Genomic DNA, 17,272 nt, shown 5'->3' on the forward strand with positions numbered 1-17,272 from the left:
CACCGCTGGTGGGGAGGCGCCGGCCGTAACGGTTCGTGTCGTCTACCTGCGTTTGAGCTGGTCGAAGTCGATCACCTGGCCCTCCGGCGGCGCCTTCACGTCGTCGAAGGTCGCGCCGAACTCGCTGAACGTGATCTGGCCCGCCGCGTCCTGGCCGCCCTCCAGCCGGACCGGGTACGGCTCGCCTGTGGTGGCGACGTAGAGCGTGCCGCTCTTGTCGCCGTCGACGAGGCCGATGGTCTTGACGCCGTCGATCTCCTTGGCCTCGCCCTTGGTCATGGTGCCGTCCGGCTTGAGCAGTTCATCGATGTTGGCGATGTTGAACAGCTGGGAGAGGTCGTTCTTCTTGGAGACCTTCGCCCACTTGTCACCCATCAGCTTCACCATCTCGTCCGATGCCTGGGCGCCTGCGTTCTTCGCCCAGAACTTCTCGTCCGGCCGGATGTACTGCTGGCCGGCCACCGAGAGCAGTTCCACGGTGCCGTCGTCGATGGACACCCGACCACCCAGGTCACTGCCCGTCACCTTGAGGTCCAGGGTCATCTTCTGGCCGTCGTCGTCGATGTCACCCACCAGGTGGTAGGACTTGGCGTTCTTCACCGCCGTCGTCGCGCGCTGAAGCACCTCGTCCGGTGCGAGTGCGGCGACGCCGTTGTCGGCGGGGGCAGTCGATGCCGGCTGTCCGCCGTCACTGTCGCCGCCCCCGCAGCCAGCCAGCAACGCCGCCGCCACCACGGCGACCAGGCTTCGTCTGATTGTCGTCGATCTCATCGTCAGCTCCCTCGTGCCACCCCCCGTGGGTGAACCGACAGGCACGGTACCCCTGATCGATCTCTCACAATCCATCGATATGCCGGGGACGAACGCACCGAAGCCGAGTTGCGGCAGACCGGTCGCCGGGGCCGGCCCCGGTCAGCTCTCCCGGCGGCGGGGGCGGTAGCTGGCGATCGTGGACGGTAGGCCGCGGCGGATGATGCCCGCCCAGTCGGTGTCGCCGCGCAGCACCGCCGCCGCGGTCTTGCGGGCCTGCTCGGCGGTGAAGTGCGGCGGCAGCATCAGCTCGGCCGGGTCGACCAGCGCGTTGATCACCACCGGTCGGTCGGCGGTGAGCGCCCGGTCCCAGGCGCTCGACACCTGCTCCGGGGAGTCGACAAGCTCACCGCGCAGGCCGAGGACCTCCGCCCACTGGTGATAGGCGATGTCCGGCAGTTGCTGGCTGTCCGGGAACATCGGCGTCCCCTCCGAGGAGCGCTGCTCCCAGCTGACGAACGCCAGGTCCCGGTTGTTGAGCACCAGCACCACGAACCGGGGGTCGGCCCAGCTGCGCCAGTACTTCGCCACCGTGATCAGCTCGTTGACGCCGTTCATCTGCATGGCGCCGTCGCCGATCAGCGCGACGAGCGGCCGGTCCGGGTGGGCGAACTTGGCGCTCAACGCGTACGGCATGGCGCCGCCCATGGACAGCAGGGTGCCGGACAGGCTGGCCAGCATTCCCGGGCGCACCTGGATGTGCCTGGCGTACCAGGCGGTGGTGGTGCCGCAGTCGACGGCGAGCATCACGTCGTCGGGGAGCCGCTGGTTGAGGGTGTGGAAGAGCAGTTGCGGGTTGACCGGGTCGGCGCTCTGCTCGGCCAGGTCGCGCTGCGTCCGGCGCCACGCTGAGGTGGTCTCGGCGACCTTCGCCCGCCAGGCGGTCGGCCCGGGGCCGGGGCCCAGCTCGTTCAGCAGCGCCCGCAGGGTGGGGGCCGCGTCGCCGGTCAGGTTCACCTCGGTCGGGTACCGCAGCCCGAGCTGGGTGCCGTCCAGGTCGATCTGCACGGCGCGGGCCTGCCCGGGCGGCGGGTAGAACTCCGAGTACGGCATGTTGCTGCCCACGATGAGCAGCCTGTCGCAGCCCGTCATGAGCTGCCAGCTCGGCCGGGTGCCGAGCAGCCCGATCGCGCCGGTGACCCAGGGTTCGCGGTGGTCGACGGCGGTGAAGCCGAGCAGTGCGGTGGCCACGCCGGCACCGAGACGGTGGGCGATCTCGCGGACCTCGTCCTGCGCGCCCAGCGCGCCCTGCCCCACGAGCATCGCCACCCGCTCACCGCCGCGCAGCACCTCGGCGGCGCGGCGCACGTCCGCCTCCGGTGGCACGGTCGGGGTGCTGCTCGGCGCGTTGCTGGTCCGGTAGTAGCCGTGCGCGTGCGGCGGGTCCACCACGGCCGGCTCGTCCTGCACGTCCAGCGGCAGGATCAGGGCGGTCACGGTACGTCGGGCCAGCGCCGTACGGCAGGCCCGGTCGACGAGGTGCCGGACCTGCGCCGGATTGTCGAGCTGGGCCAGGAACGCCGCTGCCACATCCTTGTAGAGGGCGAGCAGGTCCACCTCCTGGTAGTAGCCGCCGCCCTCGGCGGTGGTCGCCGTGTGCCCCACCAGGGCGACCACCGGCTGGTGGTCGAGCTTGGCGTCGTACAGGCCGTTGAGCAGGTGGATCGCGCCCGGCCCGCTGGTCACCAGCGCGCAGCCGAGCGGACCGCCGCCGTACTTGACGTGCGCGGAGGCGGCGAACCCGGCGGTCTCCTCATGGCGGACCTGGATGAACTGGGCCCGCTCGCCGGCGCGTTGCAGCGCGGAGGTCATGCCGTTGATGCCGTCGCCGGGATAGCCGAAGTAGCGGTGCACGCCCCAGCTGGCCAGCCGGGACACGATGTGGTCCGCGACTGTCGGGTTCCGGGGCAGAGGGCCGGTCTCGTACGGCACGGTGCGGTCGGTGCTCACCTGGCTGCTTCCTTCCGTCCGGTCCGGTTCTGCACGGTCGTTCCCCTTCTCCATCGGACAAAACACCACGCGGGCGGGCCGCGGAGGGGTGGACTCGACGTCCGGCAGAATCGTCGGGTGCCCGTCCACGAGATCACCGACCCCGACGACGACCGGATCGCCGACTACCGCGCGCTTACCGACGTCGAGCTGCGCACCCGCTGGGAGCCACCGCACGGCCTGTTCATCGCCGAGGGGGAGCTGGTGCTGCGCCGGGCGCTGCGCGCGGGCTACCCCGCCCGGTCGTACCTGGTCGACGCCAAGCGCGTGGACCAACTCGCCGACCTGGACACCGGCGACACGCCTGTCTACGCCGCGACACCCGACGTGCTGCAACGGGCCACCGGGTTCCACGTACACCGGGGAGTGCTCGCGTCGTTCCACCGCCGGCCGCTGCCGACGGCGGCCGAGGTGCTCGACGCCGCGCGCCGGGTCCTGATCCTGGAGGACGTCAACAACCACACCAACCTGGGGGCGATCTTCCGGGGGGCCGCCGCGCTCGGCATCGACGGGGTGCTGCTGTCGCCGTCCTGTGCCGATCCGCTGTACCGCCGCAGTGTGCGGGTCAGCATGGGTGAGGTGTTCGCGATGCCGTACGCCAAGCTCGACCCCTGGCCGGCGGGCCTGGACCAGGTGCGGCAGGCGGGCTTCACGGTGCTCGCCATGACGCCGGCGCCGGACGCCGTACCGATCCAGCGGTTGACCCCGGCGCAGCGCGAGCGGGCGGCGCTGCTGCTCGGAGCCGAGGGTCCGGGCCTCACGGCGGCGGCCCAGTCCGCCAGCGACGTGCGGGTGGTCATCCCGATGCGGCGCGGAGTGGACTCGTTGAACGTCGCCGCCGCCGCTGCCGTGGCGTTCTGGGAACTGGGTCGCGACGATCAGCTTGCATGACCATGCGTCTTGTTGAATAATCTTCCCCGTGTCCAAGGTTCTCACCTCCCTGCCCATCGGCGAACGTGTCGGCATCGCCTTCTCCGGCGGCCTCGACACCTCGGTCGCGGTCGCGTGGATGCGCGACAAGGGCGCCGTCCCCTGCGCCTACACGGCCGACATCGGCCAGTACGACGAGCCCGACATCGCGTCGGTGCCCGGTCGTGCGCTCAGCTACGGCGCCGAGGTCGCCCGACTGGTCGACTGCCGCGCCGCCCTGGTCGAGGAGGGCCTGGCGGCGTTGACCTGCGGCGCCTTCCACATCCGTTCCGGCGGGCGGGCGTACTTCAACACCACCCCGCTGGGCCGGGCCGTCACCGGGACCCTGCTGGTCCGCGCGATGATCTCCGACGACGTCCAGATCTGGGGCGACGGGTCGACCTTCAAGGGCAACGACATCGAGCGGTTCTACAGGTACGGCCTGCTGGCCAACCCGCAGCTGCGCATCTACAAGCCGTGGCTCGACACCGCCTTCGTCACCGAGCTCGGTGGCCGCAAGGAGATGTCCGAGTGGCTGCTCGACCGCGACCTGCCGTACCGGGACAGCACCGAGAAGGCGTACTCCACCGACGCCAACATCTGGGGCGCCACGCACGAGGCGAAGACCCTTGAGCACCTCGACACCGGCATCGAGACGGTCAACCCGATCATGGGCGTCCGCTTCTGGGACCTGTCGGTGGAGATCCCCACCGAGGACGTCACGATCGGCTTCGACCAGGGCCGCCCGGTGACGATCAACGGCAAGGAGTTCGGCAGCCCCGTGGACCTGGTGCTGGAGGCCAACGCCATCGGCGGCCGGCACGGCCTGGGCATGTCCGACCAGATCGAGAACCGGATCATCGAGGCCAAGAGCCGGGGCATCTACGAGGCGCCCGGCATGGCGCTGCTGCACGCCGCGTACGAACGGCTCGTCAACGCCATCCACAACGAGGACACCCTGGCGAACTACCACAACGAGGGTCGCCGCCTCGGTCGCCTCATGTACGAGGGTCGCTGGCTGGACCCGCAGGCGCTGATGCTGCGCGAGTCGTTGCAGCGTTGGGTCGGCACGGCGGTCACCGGCGAGGTCACGTTGCGGCTGCGCCGGGGCGAGGACTACTCGATCCTGGACACCACCGGCCCCGCGTTCAGCTACCACCCGGACAAGCTGTCGATGGAGCGTACCGAGGATTCGGCGTTCGGCCCGTCGGACCGGATCGGCCAGCTCACCATGCGCAACCTGGACATCGCCGACTCGCGGGCGAAGTTGGAGCAGTACGCCTCGCTGGGCATGGTCGGCGGCGGGGCTCCGCAGCGGATGATCGGCGCCGCGCAGGCCGCCTCGACCGGGCTGATCGGTGCCATGCCCGAGGGCGGGGCGGAAGCCATCGCCTCGCGGGGCGTCGCCTCCGCCGACGACGAGGCGCTCGACCGGGCCGCCATGGAGTTCGGCGTGGACTGAGCACCACCCCGCCAGGTCGAGAGCCGGTGTCACGGACGGTAGCGTTGCGGCCGTGTTCCCTACCGTCCGTGAGGTCCTCGCCCTGGACCCGGTCCGCCACGGCGCCCCGCGGGTCGTCGCCGGAGACGCGGGGTTGGACCGGCCCGTCCGCTGGGTGCACGTCGCCGAGGTGCCGGACATCGCCACCCTGCTCGGCGGCGGAGAGCTGGTCCTCACCACAGGTATCGGGCTGCCGGGCGACGACGCGGGACTGCGCGCGTTCATCGGCGACCTCGCCGACGTCGGAGTCTCCGGGCTCGTCGTCGAACTGGGCCGCCGGTACGTCAGCGGGGTGCCACGGGTGATGGCGGCCACCGCCGAGCGGCGCGGTCTGCCCCTGGTGGAGTTGCGCCGGGCCACCCCGTTCGTGCGGATCACCGAGGCGGTGCACGCGCTGATCGTCGACGCGCAGCTCACCGAGCTGCGCGCCACCGAGGAGATCCACCAGCGGTTCAACGACCTCTCCGTCGAGGGCGCCGACGCCGCCGAGGTCATCCGGCAGGCCGCCGAGCTGTCCGGCTGCCCGGTGGTGCTGGAGAACCTGTCCCGGCAGGTCCTCGGGTACGACCACGCGGGCGAGAGCGCGGAGCTGCTGCTGGACGGCTGGGAGCAGCACTCGCGGCGGATCCGGCCGGCCGGGCGCACCGCGTACGACCCGGACAGCGGCTGGCTGGTGACCGCCGTCGGCGCCCGGGGGCAGGACTGGGGTCGGTTGCTGCTGCGCTGGCCGGCCAACGGCGACGTGCCGAGCGTTCAGGCCGGCGAGCCGGCCGCCGGCCCGCCCACCCGGCTCAGCATCCTGATCGAGCGGGCCGCGTCCACCCTCGCGCTGGGCCGGCTGATCCGCCGCGACGCCGAGGGCCTGGAACGGCAGATCCACCGCACCCTGCTCACCGCGCTGCTCGACCACTCCCGGCCGGTGGACGAGGTGGCGCTTCGGGCCAAGGCGCTCGGCGTCCTGCTCGACAGGCGGCACCTCGTCGGCGTGATGGTCCGCCACCGCGCGGACGACCCCGCCGGGGAGTCCGGCCCCGAGGCTGGTCAGGCCCGACTGCGCGACCTGTCCGAAGCGGTCGGCCAGGCCCTGCGGGAGGCGAAGCTGACCGCGCTCACGAGCGCCGTCGACGACAACTCGGTGGGTGCCCTGCTGGCCCTCGCGGACCCGGCCGCCGAGGACCGCGCGCTGTCCGCGTTCGCCAGCGCACTTCGTCGGGTACGCCTCGACGCCGGCACCGGCCGCGCGCCCGCCGGCGAGGCGTCCCGGTCGGCCACCGGCGCCGATGTGTCGCGCCCGGCGCCCGGTGTGGAGCCCGCGCGGGCGGTGGCAGGTGTCGACCCGTCCCGGGGTGGCGGGGTGATCGTGGCCGCCGGGTCGGGCGTGAGCAGTCTGCGCGAGGCCCGCCGGTCGCTGGTCGAGGCGCGGCAGATCGCGGAGGCCGCCCGCCGGGACCGGCGTGACCTGCCGATCTTCCGGCTGCCCCACGTCGGCCTGGCCGGGCTGCTGCACCTGCTGCGCGACGAGCCCCGGTTGCAGACCTTCGTCGAGCGCGAACTCGGCGCGCTGCTGGAGTACGACGCCCGGCACCCCCGGGAGCAGTTGCTCGACACCCTGCGCGCCTACCTGGAGCAGGGCCGTAACAAGTCAGCAGGCGCGGCCGCTGCCCACCTGTCCCGCCCGGCCTTCTACGAACGACTGGCCCGCATCGCCCGAATCCTCGACGCAGACCTGGACTCGGTGGAGACCAGCCTCTCCCTGCACGTGGCCCTGCTGGCCCTGGAAGCAGTCCGCACCCCCTGACCCGGCCGACCCCGCCCGCCCGCCCTACCACCCGCGTTGATCATGATGTTGTTGCCGTGACACGCCGGTGCGAGTGGCGACAACCTCATGATCAACGCACTGAGGGTCAGGCGCCGAGGGCGGTCAGGGCCTTCGCGTAGGTGGGGGGGATGTGGTTCGGGCCGCCCGGGGTGAAGACGTCCGATTTCGCCACCGCCGACCAGGCCGTCGCCGGTACGGCGTCGACAAGGGCCCGGATCACCGGGGCGTCGCGCCACTGGTCCTGTTCGGCGAGCAGGCCGAGGGCCACCACCGACTCCTCGACCTCGCCGACGCACTCGAACGGCTTGTGCCCGTCCACGCCGAGCAGTTCCCGGTAGCCGGGGATCTGCTGCGGGTCGGCCAGCAGGTCACCGCCGAAGATGCCCACCACCCGCTCCCGGGCCATGAACGGCGCCATGGCGAGGAAGACGAACCGGCACTTCGGGCAGTCACGGCACCAGCGCTCGGACGCGTCCCGCAGCTTGAACGCCTGGTTGCAGCTGGTCACCACGTCGTCGTACCTGGTGAACTCGGCGAACATCCGGGCGATGTGCAGCTCGGATAGCGAGCGCAGCAGCGAGAAGTACGGTTCGGTGAGACCGGCGTGCTCGGCCAGCGACGCCCGCAGCAGCCCTTCGGCCTCGACGCCCTTGGACCACTGGTGGTTGATCTCGTGGCCGTCCCAGACGAGGTTCGGGTCGGACGCCGAGCGCTCGTTGGACATCACCACCGGGCCGAGCCCGTGCAGAACGGCGGTGGCCACGGCGATCAGCGAGTTGATGGCGGTGACCGGGATGTGCCCGTTCAGCGCGCCTGACGCGTTCAGGTCGAACAGCAGCGGGTCGATCCGCCGCCGGGCAGCCAGCGGGGTCAGCCCGGACGCCTCGTTCACCGAGACGATCACGTGGTTCGGGTTGACCGAGAACGGCACCGGGTGCAGGTCGGCGCGGCGAAGCGCCTCCAGGCTGACGATCGAGTCCTTGCCGCCGCCGACGGCGGAGAGGGGGCGGCGGTCCGAGGTGTCGTACACCCGTGGTGGCTCCGGAGAGCCGGCCGGCACCTCCGGGCGCAGCTGGAGCACGTGCGGCAGCTGGTTGCGGTACGCGTACTCGGCGAGGCCCCTGGTGTAGATGGCCGTGACGTAGTCGACGGTGGCCGCGCCCAGCGGCGCCGGCAGCACGAGTCGGGGCGGCGCGGCGGCCTTGTAGTAGCTGACCCCGGCGACCAGGTGCAGCACCTCCAGCACCCGGTTGAGGGTGGCCACCGTCTGGTCCGACGGCGGTTCCGCCGGCAGCGGGAGGGTGATCACCTCGGTGAACCGCTGCTCACCGCCCGGGCCGGTCAGCGCGTAGTCGAACAACACCTCGCCGGTCGCGAAGTCGATCGAGTAGGACGGGAAGGTGAAGGCGTCCATCCGCCGGAGCTGCTCGTTGGGCACACGCCATACTAGGCCCTGGTTCGTCCGGCCGTGTCCGGACCGGGCCTGCCCAACCGCCGCCGTGATCCCGAGGAGAGTCCCGTGCGCCTGTCTGACCTGCGCGGACGTACCGTCGCCGTCTGGGGGACCGGCCGGGAGGGCCGGGCCGCTGTGACCGCGATCGCCGCGCACGGCCCCGCCGACCTGGTCGCCGTCGACGACAGCGCGAACTTCCTGTCGCTGCCCTGGGACGGCCCGCTGGCCGAGGCGGCGCCGCTGGTCACCGGCGAGGCGGGCTTCGAACGGCTCGCCGCCGCCGACGTGGTGGTCCGCTCGCCAGGTGTGCCGCAGACCCACCCGTGGCTGGTCGAGCTGCGCCGGCGCGGCGTACCTGTCACCCAGGGCACGGCGCTCTGGATGGCCGACCACGCCGCGCGCACCGTGGGGGTCACCGGCAGCAAGGGCAAGAGCACCACCTCCAGCCTGATCAGCCACCTGCTCACCGCGATGGGCCGGCCGAACGTCTTCGGCGGCAACATCGGCGTGCCCACGCTCGATCTGCCCGAGTCCGAGCTGTACGTGCTGGAGCTGTCCAGCTACCAGTGCAGCGACCTGACCGACTCGCCCCGGGTGGCGGTGGTCACCGCGTTGTTCCCCGAGCACCTGGACGCGCACGGCGGGGAACGCGAGTACTACCGGGACAAGCTCAACCTGCTCGCCCACGATCCGCAGACGATCGTGGTGAACGGCGGCGATCCCCGGCTCGCCGCCGAGCTGGGGGAGCTGCCGGCGGTGCGGGCCGGCCGTCCGGACACCACCCACGTCGCCACCGGTGCCGACGGCACGCCCTGGTTCCATGTCGGCGACCAGCCGCTGTTCCCGCGCGCCGTGCTGCCGCTTGTCGGCCGGCACAACGAGGGCAATCTGTGCGTCGCCCTCGCCGTGCTCGACGCGCTCGGCGTCGACGTGGTGGCCGAGAAGGACAGCCTCGCCATCGCCGTCGCCGAGTTCCAGGGGCTGGCCCACCGGCTCACCGAGATCACCGACCCGTCGGGGTTGACGTTCGTCGACGACACCCTGGCCACCAGCCCGTACGCGGCCATGCACGCCATCGACGCGTACGACGGACGGCCGTTGACCGTGATCGTCGGCGGTAACGACAGGGGCCTGGACTACACGCCGCTGGCCGAGCACCTGGCGGAGCGGGAGATCACGGTCATCGGCATCCCGGACAGCGGCCCCCGGATCATCGAGGCGCTGGCCGGGCTGCCGATGGTGCGTACCGAGCTCGCCGAGGATCTGGTGGCAGCGGTCGGGCTGGCGCGCAAGCTGACGCCCGCGGGCGGTGTCGTGCTGCTCTCCCCGGCGGCGCCGAGCTACGGGCGGTTCCGCAACTTCGAGCACCGCTCCGAGGTGTTCGCGCAGGCGGTCGCCGACACCGCCCGTTGACTCAGCCCCGGTCGACCGGGCTGGGGTCCGGTGACGGCATCCCGGGCAGCAGCGCGGTGTCGTTCTCGTCCTCGTCGTCGTTCTCGGGCGACGCGGGTTCCGTCGCGGCGCCGGTGGGATGGCCGTCCTTGTCCGGGGTCCAGGCGAAGGCGAGTGCCCCGCCGGTCAGGGCCAGCAGCATCCCGACCACGAAGCCGCCCAGGTTCGAGGTCAACCAGGAGACCAGGCCGAGCACCAGCGAGACCACGGCGTAGAAGACCCGCTGCTGCGGGGTGGTGATCAGCAGCACCCCGCAGATGACGAGGATGGCGGGTACCAGGTACGCGGCGAGCCCCTGCGGGCCGATGTGCAGCAGCACTCCGAGCGGCGCGCGCAGGGTCGCCAGCATCTCCACGCCCCCGAGGGCGATCAGCACGGCGGCGGTGAATGGGCGGGCCCGCCGCCAGCGGCGCCACCGCCCGCGGGATCCGCGGACGGCAGGCGCCGCCTGGTGTCGTTCGGCGCTCACGTCAGCACCCGTCGGAGGTGAACGCCATGCGCAGGTTGGGCAGGTTGAAGACGGCCGCCGTGGTGGCGTAGTTGTTCTGCCGCAGGTTCTCGATGACGACCGAGTCGGCCTGCTGCGAGAAGACGCCGGGGTTGCCCTTCACGCCGGGCACCTTGTCCAGGGTGCTGGCGTCCTGCCCGACGTCGATGTTGCGGAAGGCGGCGTCGCCGTTGACCTCGTCGCCGTCCACCACAAGGGTCCGGGCGGTGACCGGTCGGTCGCCGCCGCCGGCGGTGATCTTCAGGAAGATGCCACCGAGGTTGATGCTCTGGCAGAGGTTGGTCAGCTCCGCCTTGTCGATCGCCGAGACCATCACCAGGACCTGTCCGCCGGTGTCGCCCTGGTTGGGGCTGTCCGGGATCATCTGGTCGAGGGTGGCGAACTGCTCGAACCCGGTGCCGGTGAGCCTGTCGGCGGTGACGGTGAACGGCATACCCGAGATGGCGAACTGCGCGCCCAGCACGCCCTGGGCGGTGAGCATGATCATGCCGGCGGCGCCCGCCACGACGATGCCGAACGTGGCGGCGAACCGGCGCCAGCGCACGCCACTGCGCGGCGGGCCTGCTGCGATTGGTGTGGTTTCCTCCGACATGGCGGCTCCCTTAAGATCAATTCATCCACGACAATGGGAATTGCATCCGTGGTCTGCGCTCGGTAGGCGCAGAGCCGAAGTTACCGCTGAGTAAAGGGGAGGTCAACGGCGTGTGGCGGCCATTTGGGCGGTATTTGTTAAATGCGGCCAAAGTGAAAAACCGCTGCGGTTTCCGACCGTGTGATCAAGACTGGTGGATCGGTGCGCACGGTGCGGTCGTGCTCGGACCGTCGTCCGGCCGTATCGGCCGGGTCGCCTGAATCGCACCCTCGGTACCCAGGAACGGCGCCGTGGCCGCGTAGGTGAGCACCGGCAGCAGTTGCGGCAACTCCGCCGCCCGACCCCGCGCCACCCGGCCGCGGACCGTGGCGTAGATGCCACCCACCACGGTGGACACCAGCTCGTCGCGGCCCACGTCGACGAGCGCCGGCCCCGGCCCGGCGTCGGCGAAGAACCGGCGGAAGCTGGTGAGCAGCGCGTCGCGCTCGCGGCGGGCGTCGGGGCCTGCCGCGTCCACCTCGACGAGCGCCATCCGGGCGAACGCCGGCACGCTCGCCAGCACCTCCAGCAGGGTGCGCAGCGCGGCCCGTGCCGCGTCCGGCCAGGCCGGGCCGGCCTCGCGGTAGGCGCTCTCCATCAGCTGCGACACCACGGCGATCCCGTGCCGGTACGCGGCGAGAAAGGCGTCCTCCTTGCCGGTGAACAGGGCGTAGAAGGCTGGCCGGGTCACGCCTGCGGCGTGGCAGATGTCGCTGACCCGGGCGTTGTCGTAGCCCTTCGTCGCCACCTCGTGCACGAGCCCGTCGAAGAGGCGGTCACGTTGGGTGGCGGCCACGAGCTCCGCGGAGACCCGTCGCGGGCCGCGCTTGATCGCGCGGTCCGGGTCGCGGCCCGGGCGCGCGCCGGGCAGGGGTGCCGGCACCGGCGGGGGGTGGCTCTGCGTGGTCAACTCATTGACCTCCGTTGATTCGTTGACTTTGCGACCCTCCGGGGTTTATAACTTTCCTCACGCTCAGTTTGCTCCCCGTCACCATTGGTGATCTCCCGGATGGTCACCCCGACTCGTCGAAGGAGGGCTCGATGGCTGTCATTATCGCCGAACACGAACGCTCTCCCAATGCCGGAAAGGCGCAGGTGACGCGGCTCCGCCGCAGTGCACCACGCCGAGCCGCCCGCTGACCCCGCGGCGCCTTCCGTCATCCGCCGTCGACCCGACGGTCGCCCGGCACCTCCACCACCGCCCGTCCACCATGGACGGCCACACTCGCCGCCCGGACCTACCCGCCCGGCGGTGACCGCCTGTGCGGTCCGCTCGTTCCCGTCCCACCACCGGAAGGAAGCACCATGCCCAGGTACGGAAAGATCGGCGGGGGCCTCGTCGCCCTCGCGCTGCTCACCGGCCTCCTGGCCGGCACGCCAGCCTCCGCCGACCCGTCGGCCGCGCTCGCCGGCAACGTCCTGACCTACCCCACGGCCGGCGGCACCGCCGTCGCCGTCAACGACGTCATCCAGGCCAGCCTCAAGACCGGCACCAACGCCACCTTCTACAACTCGACCTCGGGCACCACCGGCATCAAGTGCGGCGCGTCGAGCTTCAGCGCCAAGGTGCTCACCAACCCGACCGCCCCGGGCACCGCCACCGAGAGCCTCACCGCCCAGAGCTTCGGCACCTGCACCACAAACGTGTTCGGCACCACCGGGGTGCAGAGCATCGCCCTCAACAACCTGCCGTACGCCACCTCCGTCACCAGCGCCGGCGTGGTCACGATCTCCGGCACCACGGCGGCGCCGGTCCAGAGCACCGTCGTGCTGAACTCGCTGCTCGGCACGATCACCTGCGTCTACCGGACCAGCACCAACAGCCTCACCGGTGTGGCGGCCAACGCCACCAACTCGATCACCTTCACCAACCAGCCGTTCACCAAGTTCTCCGGCCCGTCTCTCTGCTTCGGCACCGCGTACTTCTCGGCGACGTACTCGCCGGTGCGTGACAGCACCAAGGGCAACGCCGCCGTCTACGTGAACTGACCACGTCACATCGGGGCCGGTGCGCGGCGATCCGCCGTGCGCCGGCCCTCGACGTCGCGCGGATCAGCCGGCGACCAGCGCCGCGTGCAGGGCGCGCATCGACCGGACGGCCGAGCGGATCTCCTGCAGGTAGCGGCCGGGGCTGAGCGTCGGCTCCGGCAGCCGGGCCAGGTCGGGCAGAGTGGGGTCCACCCCGACGGTGTCGATCCCGCAGCCGTACGGCAGGGCCAGGGTGCGCAGCGCGTCGCAGTGCTGGAACGGCACGTAGATCGGCGCGGTCACCAGCAGCACCGCGTCGTCGGTGGCGAGCTGGACGTGCCCGGCCCAGAACCGCTGGGTGTCAGCGGTGTGCGCGCGCCGCCGATGGGGCTCGCTCGACGGCGCCGCCAGCACCCGCACCGGCGGCAGACCGGCCGGCAGATAGGTGCGCGACGACCAGGAGTGGTGCGGGTGACCCGCGTCGACCCCGTCCCGCAGGGCCGGCGCGCTCATCCCCAATGCCAGCCGGACCGCCGCGTCCAGGGCGTCCACCTCCGTCGCGCAGTCGAGCACCCCCGCCTCGGCCAGCGTCCGGCGTTCCAGGTCGGAGAGCGGCCGGAAGCTGCCCAGCACCGCCACCTCTCCGGTCACCCGCAGCCCCTCGCGCAGCAGGTGCACGGCGTACGCGACGCGGCGCAGGCAGGCGTGCGCCAGACCGCCCAGCACCAGCAGGTGGGCGTACGCGGGCCGGGCCGGCGGCACGGGTCGGACGAGCCCGAGCGCGGCGGCGGTGACGCGTACCAGCTCGGCGGTGTCCGGGTCGAGTGCCGGCTCCCGGGCGTCGGGCCTCTCGCGGCCGCCCCGGAAGTCCCAGTGGACGCCGGAGAAGTCGTCGAGGAACCGGAGAGTGTCGGCGAGGTCGCCGCCCGGCCAGGTGCCGCCGAAGCGGGCGACCAACAGGCGCAGCGGGTCGGCGCCGACCCAGCCGGCGACCCCATCGATCATCGTGGGCGTATCAGGGGCTCCGGCGGGCAGCGGCACGTCCGTCCCGACGGGCACCGGCCCGGTGCGCACCGACCCGGACGCTGGCGGGGCGGGGAGTTCGGGCACCGCCGGATCGTACCGATCGGAGCGCCCGGCGCGCGGCCGACCGCCACGACCGGGCTGACGCACTGTCAGGAGCGGACGCTCCCTGCGCTACACAGTGGCAGTTGTCCATGCCGGCGTGGTGGTGGGAGCGTGCGGTATCCACGAACGCCGCTGAAGGGTGCCCACGATGACCGACGACCTGCTGGCCCGGCACCGGGCCGTGCTCCCGTCCTGGATGCCGCTGTACTACGCCGAGCCGATCGAGCTGGTCTCCGGCTCGGGCCGCCGGGTCGTCGACGCCCAGGGGCGCAGCTACCTGGACTTCTTCGGCGGGGTGCTCACCAACATGATCGGGTACGACATCCCGGAGATCCGGGAGGCGGTCGAGCGCCAGCTCGCCACCGGCATCGTGCACAGCTCGACGCTCTACCTGATCCGCCAGCAGGTGGAGCTGGCCGAGAAGATCGCGCAGCGGTCCGGCATCCCGGACGCCCGGGTGTTCTTCACCAACTCCGGCACCGAGGCGAACGAGGCCGCGCTGCTCGTCGCCACCAACCACCGCCGTTCGCACCAGATCCTGGCCGTGCGCAACAGCTACCACGGCCGGTCGTACGCGGCCATGGGTGTCACCGGCAACCGCAACTGGTCGGCCAGCGCGCTCAACCCGCTCCAGGTGGCCTGGCTGCACTCGGGTGACCGGGTGCGCGGTCTGCTGGCGCGGTTGAGCGCCGAGGAGCAGGTCGACGCGGCGGTGGAGGACCTGCGTGAGGTGCTGGCCACCCAGACCACAGGTGACGTGGCCGCGCTGATCGCCGAGCCGATCCAGGGCGTCGGCGGTTTCGTGCACCCGCCGGACGGGCTCTTCGCCGGGTGGAAGAAGGTCCTCGACGAGCACGGCATCCTGTTCATCGCCGACGAGGTGCAGACCGGCTGGGGGCGTACCGGGGAGCACTTCTGGGGTTACCAGGCGCACGGCGTCACCCCGGACCTGCTCACCTTCGCCAAGGGCATCGGCAACGGGTTCGCCCTGGCCGGGGTGGTCGGCCGGGCCGAGGTGCTCGAGGCCGTGCCGGCGATCAGCTTCTCCACGTTCGGCGGCAACCCGATCTCCACGGCGGCCGGCAACGCGGTGCTCGACTACCTGCTCGCGCACGACCTCCAGGCGAACGCGGCACGCGTCGGCGCGATCCTCGCCGACGGCCTGCGGTCCGCCGTGGGCGGTCTCGACTGCGTCGCCGAGGTACGCGGAAAGGGGCTGATGCTCGGCGTCGAGTTCGTCAGGGCGGGCACCAGCGAGCCCGACCCGGCGTTGACCAACCAGGTCTTCGAGGCGTGCCGTTCCGGTGGCCTGCTGGCCGGCAAGGGCGGCCTGTACGGCAACGTGCTGCGGATGGGTCCACCGTTGACGCTTACCGAGGAGGAGGCCCGCGAGGGTCTGGCGATCCTCGTCGACGCGATCCGCTCGTCGGCGGGGGTGGCGGCATGACCATCGGACACTTCATCGACGGCAAGCGGGTCGGCGGCACGTCCGAGCGGCGTGGCGACGTGTTCGACCCGGCGACCGGTAGGCGTACCGCCGAGGTGGAGCTGGCCTGCACCGCGGACGTGGACGTCGCGGTGCAGGCCGCGGCCCGCGCGGCGCGGTCCTGGCGGGACGCGTCGTTGGCCAAGCGGTCGGCAGTGCTGTTCGCGTTCCGCGAGCTGGTGCACACCCGCCGCGACCGGCTCGCCGAGGCGATCACCGCCGAGCACGGCAAGGTGCTCGCCGACGCCGCCGGCGAGGTGCAGCGCGGCCTGGAGGTCATCGAGTACGCGTGCGGTCTGCCGTCGGCGCTGCGCGGCGCGTTCAGCGAGAACGTGTCCACCGAGGTCGACTCGTACACCATCCGGCAGCCGCTCGGGGTGGTGGCGGTGATCTCGCCGTTCAACTTCCCGGTGATGGTGCCGCTGTGGTTCGTGCCGGTGGCGGTGGCCTGCGGCAATGCGGTGGTGCTCAAGCCGAGCGAGAAGGACCCGAGCGCGGCGCTGCTGCTGGCCGAGTGGTTCGCCGAGGCGGGCCTGCCCGAGGGCGTGCTGAACGTGGTCAACGGCGACAAGGAGGCGGTGGACGCGCTGCTGGACCACCCGGAGGTGCGGTCGGTGTCGTTCGTCGGCTCCACCCCGATCGCCAGGTACGTCTACCAGCGCGGCACCGCGGCCGGTAAGCGGGTGCAGGCGCTCGGCGGGGCCAAGAACCACATGGTGGTGCTGCCCGACGCCGACCTGGACCTGGCCGCCGACGCGGCGGTCAACGCCGGGTTCGGCTCGGCGGGGGAGCGGTGCATGGCCATCTCGGTGCTGGTGGCGGTCGAGCCGGTCGCGGACGCGCTCGTCCAGCGGATCGCCGCGCGGATGGCCGGGCTGCGCACCGGCGACGGCCGACGGGGCTGCGACATGGGTCCGCTGGTCACCGCCGCGCACGCGGCGAAGGTGCGCTCCTACGTGGACGCCGGTGTCGCCGCCGGCGCGGTGCCGGTGGTGGACGGTCGGGACGTGACGCCGGACGGCGACCCGGACGGCTTCTGGCTGGGCCCGACGCTGTTCGACCGGGTGACCACTGACATGTCGATCTACACCGACGAGATCTTCGGGCCGGTGCTGAGCGTGGTCCGGGTCGGCTCGTACGACGAGGCGGTGGAGCTGGTCAACGCCAGCCCGTACGGCAACGGCACGGCGATCTTCACGAACGACGGCGGTGCGGCCCGGCGCTACCAGCACGAGGTGGAGGTGGGCATGGTCGGGATCAACGTGCCGATCCCGGTGCCGATGGCGTACCACTCGTTCGGCGGCTGGAAGTCGTCGCTCTTCGGTGACCTGCACGCGCACGGCGAGGACGGGGTGCGGTTCTTCACCCGGGGCAAGGTGGTCACCAGCCGGTGGCTCGATCCCCGGCACGGTGGGGTCAACCTCGGGTTCCCCACCCAGACCTGAGCGGAGGCGCCGTCGGCGGCGGCGGGTGGTGATAACGGTTCGACCCTCAGGACTTGAAGTCCGGGCGTGGCTGTCGTAGAAATTCTTCAGCAACAGAGCAGTAACTGAAGAGATTCAACGTGCCTCGCGCGGTGGACGCCGTCCCCCACACCGGCGATCCGCCCGACCCGACC

The 17,272-nt window shown here is 71.8% G+C and carries 14 protein-coding genes; 7 read left to right on the top strand and 7 right to left on the bottom strand.

What is annotated here, in order from left to right; genetic code table 11:
* Positions 1–42: 42 nt before the first annotated feature.
* On the bottom strand, positions 43–771 hold the full coding sequence (locus tag AB0N27_RS03570; protein ID WP_364362799.1) for a hypothetical protein: 729 nt from the start codon (positions 769–771) through the stop codon (positions 43–45).
* Positions 772–912: 141 nt separating this feature from the next.
* Positions 913–2,760, bottom strand: a complete 1,848-nt coding sequence (locus tag AB0N27_RS03575) for a thiamine pyrophosphate-requiring protein (RefSeq protein WP_364362800.1) — start codon at positions 2,758–2,760, stop codon at positions 913–915.
* Between the two features lie 117 nt (positions 2,761–2,877).
* Here AB0N27_RS03575 and AB0N27_RS03580 point away from each other — a divergent pair, with 117 nt between their 5' ends.
* From AB0N27_RS03580 to AB0N27_RS03590, 3 genes are read left to right on the top strand one after another with little or no spacing between them, the layout of a single operon-like run.
* Positions 2,878–3,690 carry an RNA methyltransferase gene (locus AB0N27_RS03580; RefSeq protein ID WP_364362801.1) on the top strand — a complete coding sequence of 271 codons (813 nt, stop codon included), beginning with the start codon at positions 2,878–2,880 and terminating at the stop codon, positions 3,688–3,690.
* A 28-nt stretch (positions 3,691–3,718) separates the two neighbouring features.
* Positions 3,719–5,170 carry an argininosuccinate synthase gene (gene argG, locus AB0N27_RS03585; protein ID WP_364362802.1) on the top strand — a complete coding sequence of 484 codons (1,452 nt, stop codon included), beginning with the start codon at positions 3,719–3,721 and terminating at the stop codon, positions 5,168–5,170.
* A 52-nt stretch (positions 5,171–5,222) separates the two neighbouring features.
* On the top strand, positions 5,223–7,007 hold the full coding sequence (locus tag AB0N27_RS03590) for a PucR family transcriptional regulator (protein ID WP_364362803.1): 1,785 nt from the start codon (positions 5,223–5,225) through the stop codon (positions 7,005–7,007).
* A gap of 106 nt (positions 7,008–7,113) precedes the next feature.
* On the opposite strand, the gene AB0N27_RS03595 is transcribed toward AB0N27_RS03590, so the two are convergent.
* Positions 7,114–8,466 (bottom strand): hypothetical protein, encoded by a 1,353-nt coding sequence (locus AB0N27_RS03595; RefSeq protein ID WP_364362804.1) that lies wholly within the window; start codon positions 8,464–8,466, stop codon positions 7,114–7,116.
* Between the two features lie 81 nt (positions 8,467–8,547).
* Between AB0N27_RS03595 and murD the strand changes: the two genes are divergently transcribed.
* Positions 8,548–9,894 carry a UDP-N-acetylmuramoyl-L-alanine--D-glutamate ligase gene (gene murD / locus AB0N27_RS03600; protein WP_364362805.1) on the top strand — a complete coding sequence of 449 codons (1,347 nt, stop codon included), beginning with the start codon at positions 8,548–8,550 and terminating at the stop codon, positions 9,892–9,894.
* Position 9,895: 1 nt separating this feature from the next.
* Here the strand turns inward: murD and AB0N27_RS03605 are convergent, their stop codons facing one another.
* The 3 genes from AB0N27_RS03605 to AB0N27_RS03615 form a co-directional block, all read right to left on the bottom strand.
* Positions 9,896–10,402, bottom strand: coding sequence for a DUF6114 domain-containing protein (locus AB0N27_RS03605; protein WP_364362806.1), 507 nt, complete (start codon positions 10,400–10,402; stop codon positions 9,896–9,898).
* A gap of 1 nt (position 10,403) precedes the next feature.
* Positions 10,404–11,033 (bottom strand): DUF6230 family protein, encoded by a 630-nt coding sequence (locus tag AB0N27_RS03610; RefSeq protein ID WP_364362807.1) that lies wholly within the window; start codon positions 11,031–11,033, stop codon positions 10,404–10,406.
* Between the two features lie 184 nt (positions 11,034–11,217).
* Positions 11,218–11,982 carry a TetR/AcrR family transcriptional regulator gene (locus AB0N27_RS03615; protein ID WP_364362808.1) on the bottom strand — a complete coding sequence of 255 codons (765 nt, stop codon included), beginning with the start codon at positions 11,980–11,982 and terminating at the stop codon, positions 11,218–11,220.
* A 395-nt stretch (positions 11,983–12,377) separates the two neighbouring features.
* On the opposite strand from AB0N27_RS03615, the gene AB0N27_RS03620 reads away from it, so the two are divergent.
* Positions 12,378–13,061 carry a Tat pathway signal sequence domain protein gene (locus tag AB0N27_RS03620; protein WP_364362809.1) on the top strand — a complete coding sequence of 228 codons (684 nt, stop codon included), beginning with the start codon at positions 12,378–12,380 and terminating at the stop codon, positions 13,059–13,061.
* A gap of 63 nt (positions 13,062–13,124) precedes the next feature.
* Here AB0N27_RS03620 and AB0N27_RS03625 read toward each other — a convergent pair whose 3' ends face one another.
* Positions 13,125–14,150, bottom strand: coding sequence for a hypothetical protein (locus AB0N27_RS03625; RefSeq protein WP_364362810.1), 1,026 nt, complete (start codon positions 14,148–14,150; stop codon positions 13,125–13,127).
* A 166-nt stretch (positions 14,151–14,316) separates the two neighbouring features.
* Between AB0N27_RS03625 and AB0N27_RS03630 the strand changes: the two genes are divergently transcribed.
* Complete coding sequence (locus AB0N27_RS03630; RefSeq protein WP_364362811.1) at positions 14,317–15,615, top strand: aspartate aminotransferase family protein; 1,299 nt, start codon at positions 14,317–14,319, stop codon at positions 15,613–15,615.
* Positions 15,612–17,099, top strand: coding sequence for a CoA-acylating methylmalonate-semialdehyde dehydrogenase (locus AB0N27_RS03635; RefSeq protein WP_364362812.1), 1,488 nt, complete (start codon positions 15,612–15,614; stop codon positions 17,097–17,099). The genes AB0N27_RS03630 and AB0N27_RS03635 overlap by 4 nt, the downstream gene beginning before the upstream one ends.
* Positions 17,100–17,272: the final 173 nt, after the last annotated feature.

Origin of the sequence: Micromonospora sp. NPDC093244, assembly GCF_040683695.1 — a bacterium.
Classification (GTDB): Bacteria; Actinomycetota; Actinomycetes; order Mycobacteriales; family Micromonosporaceae; genus Micromonospora.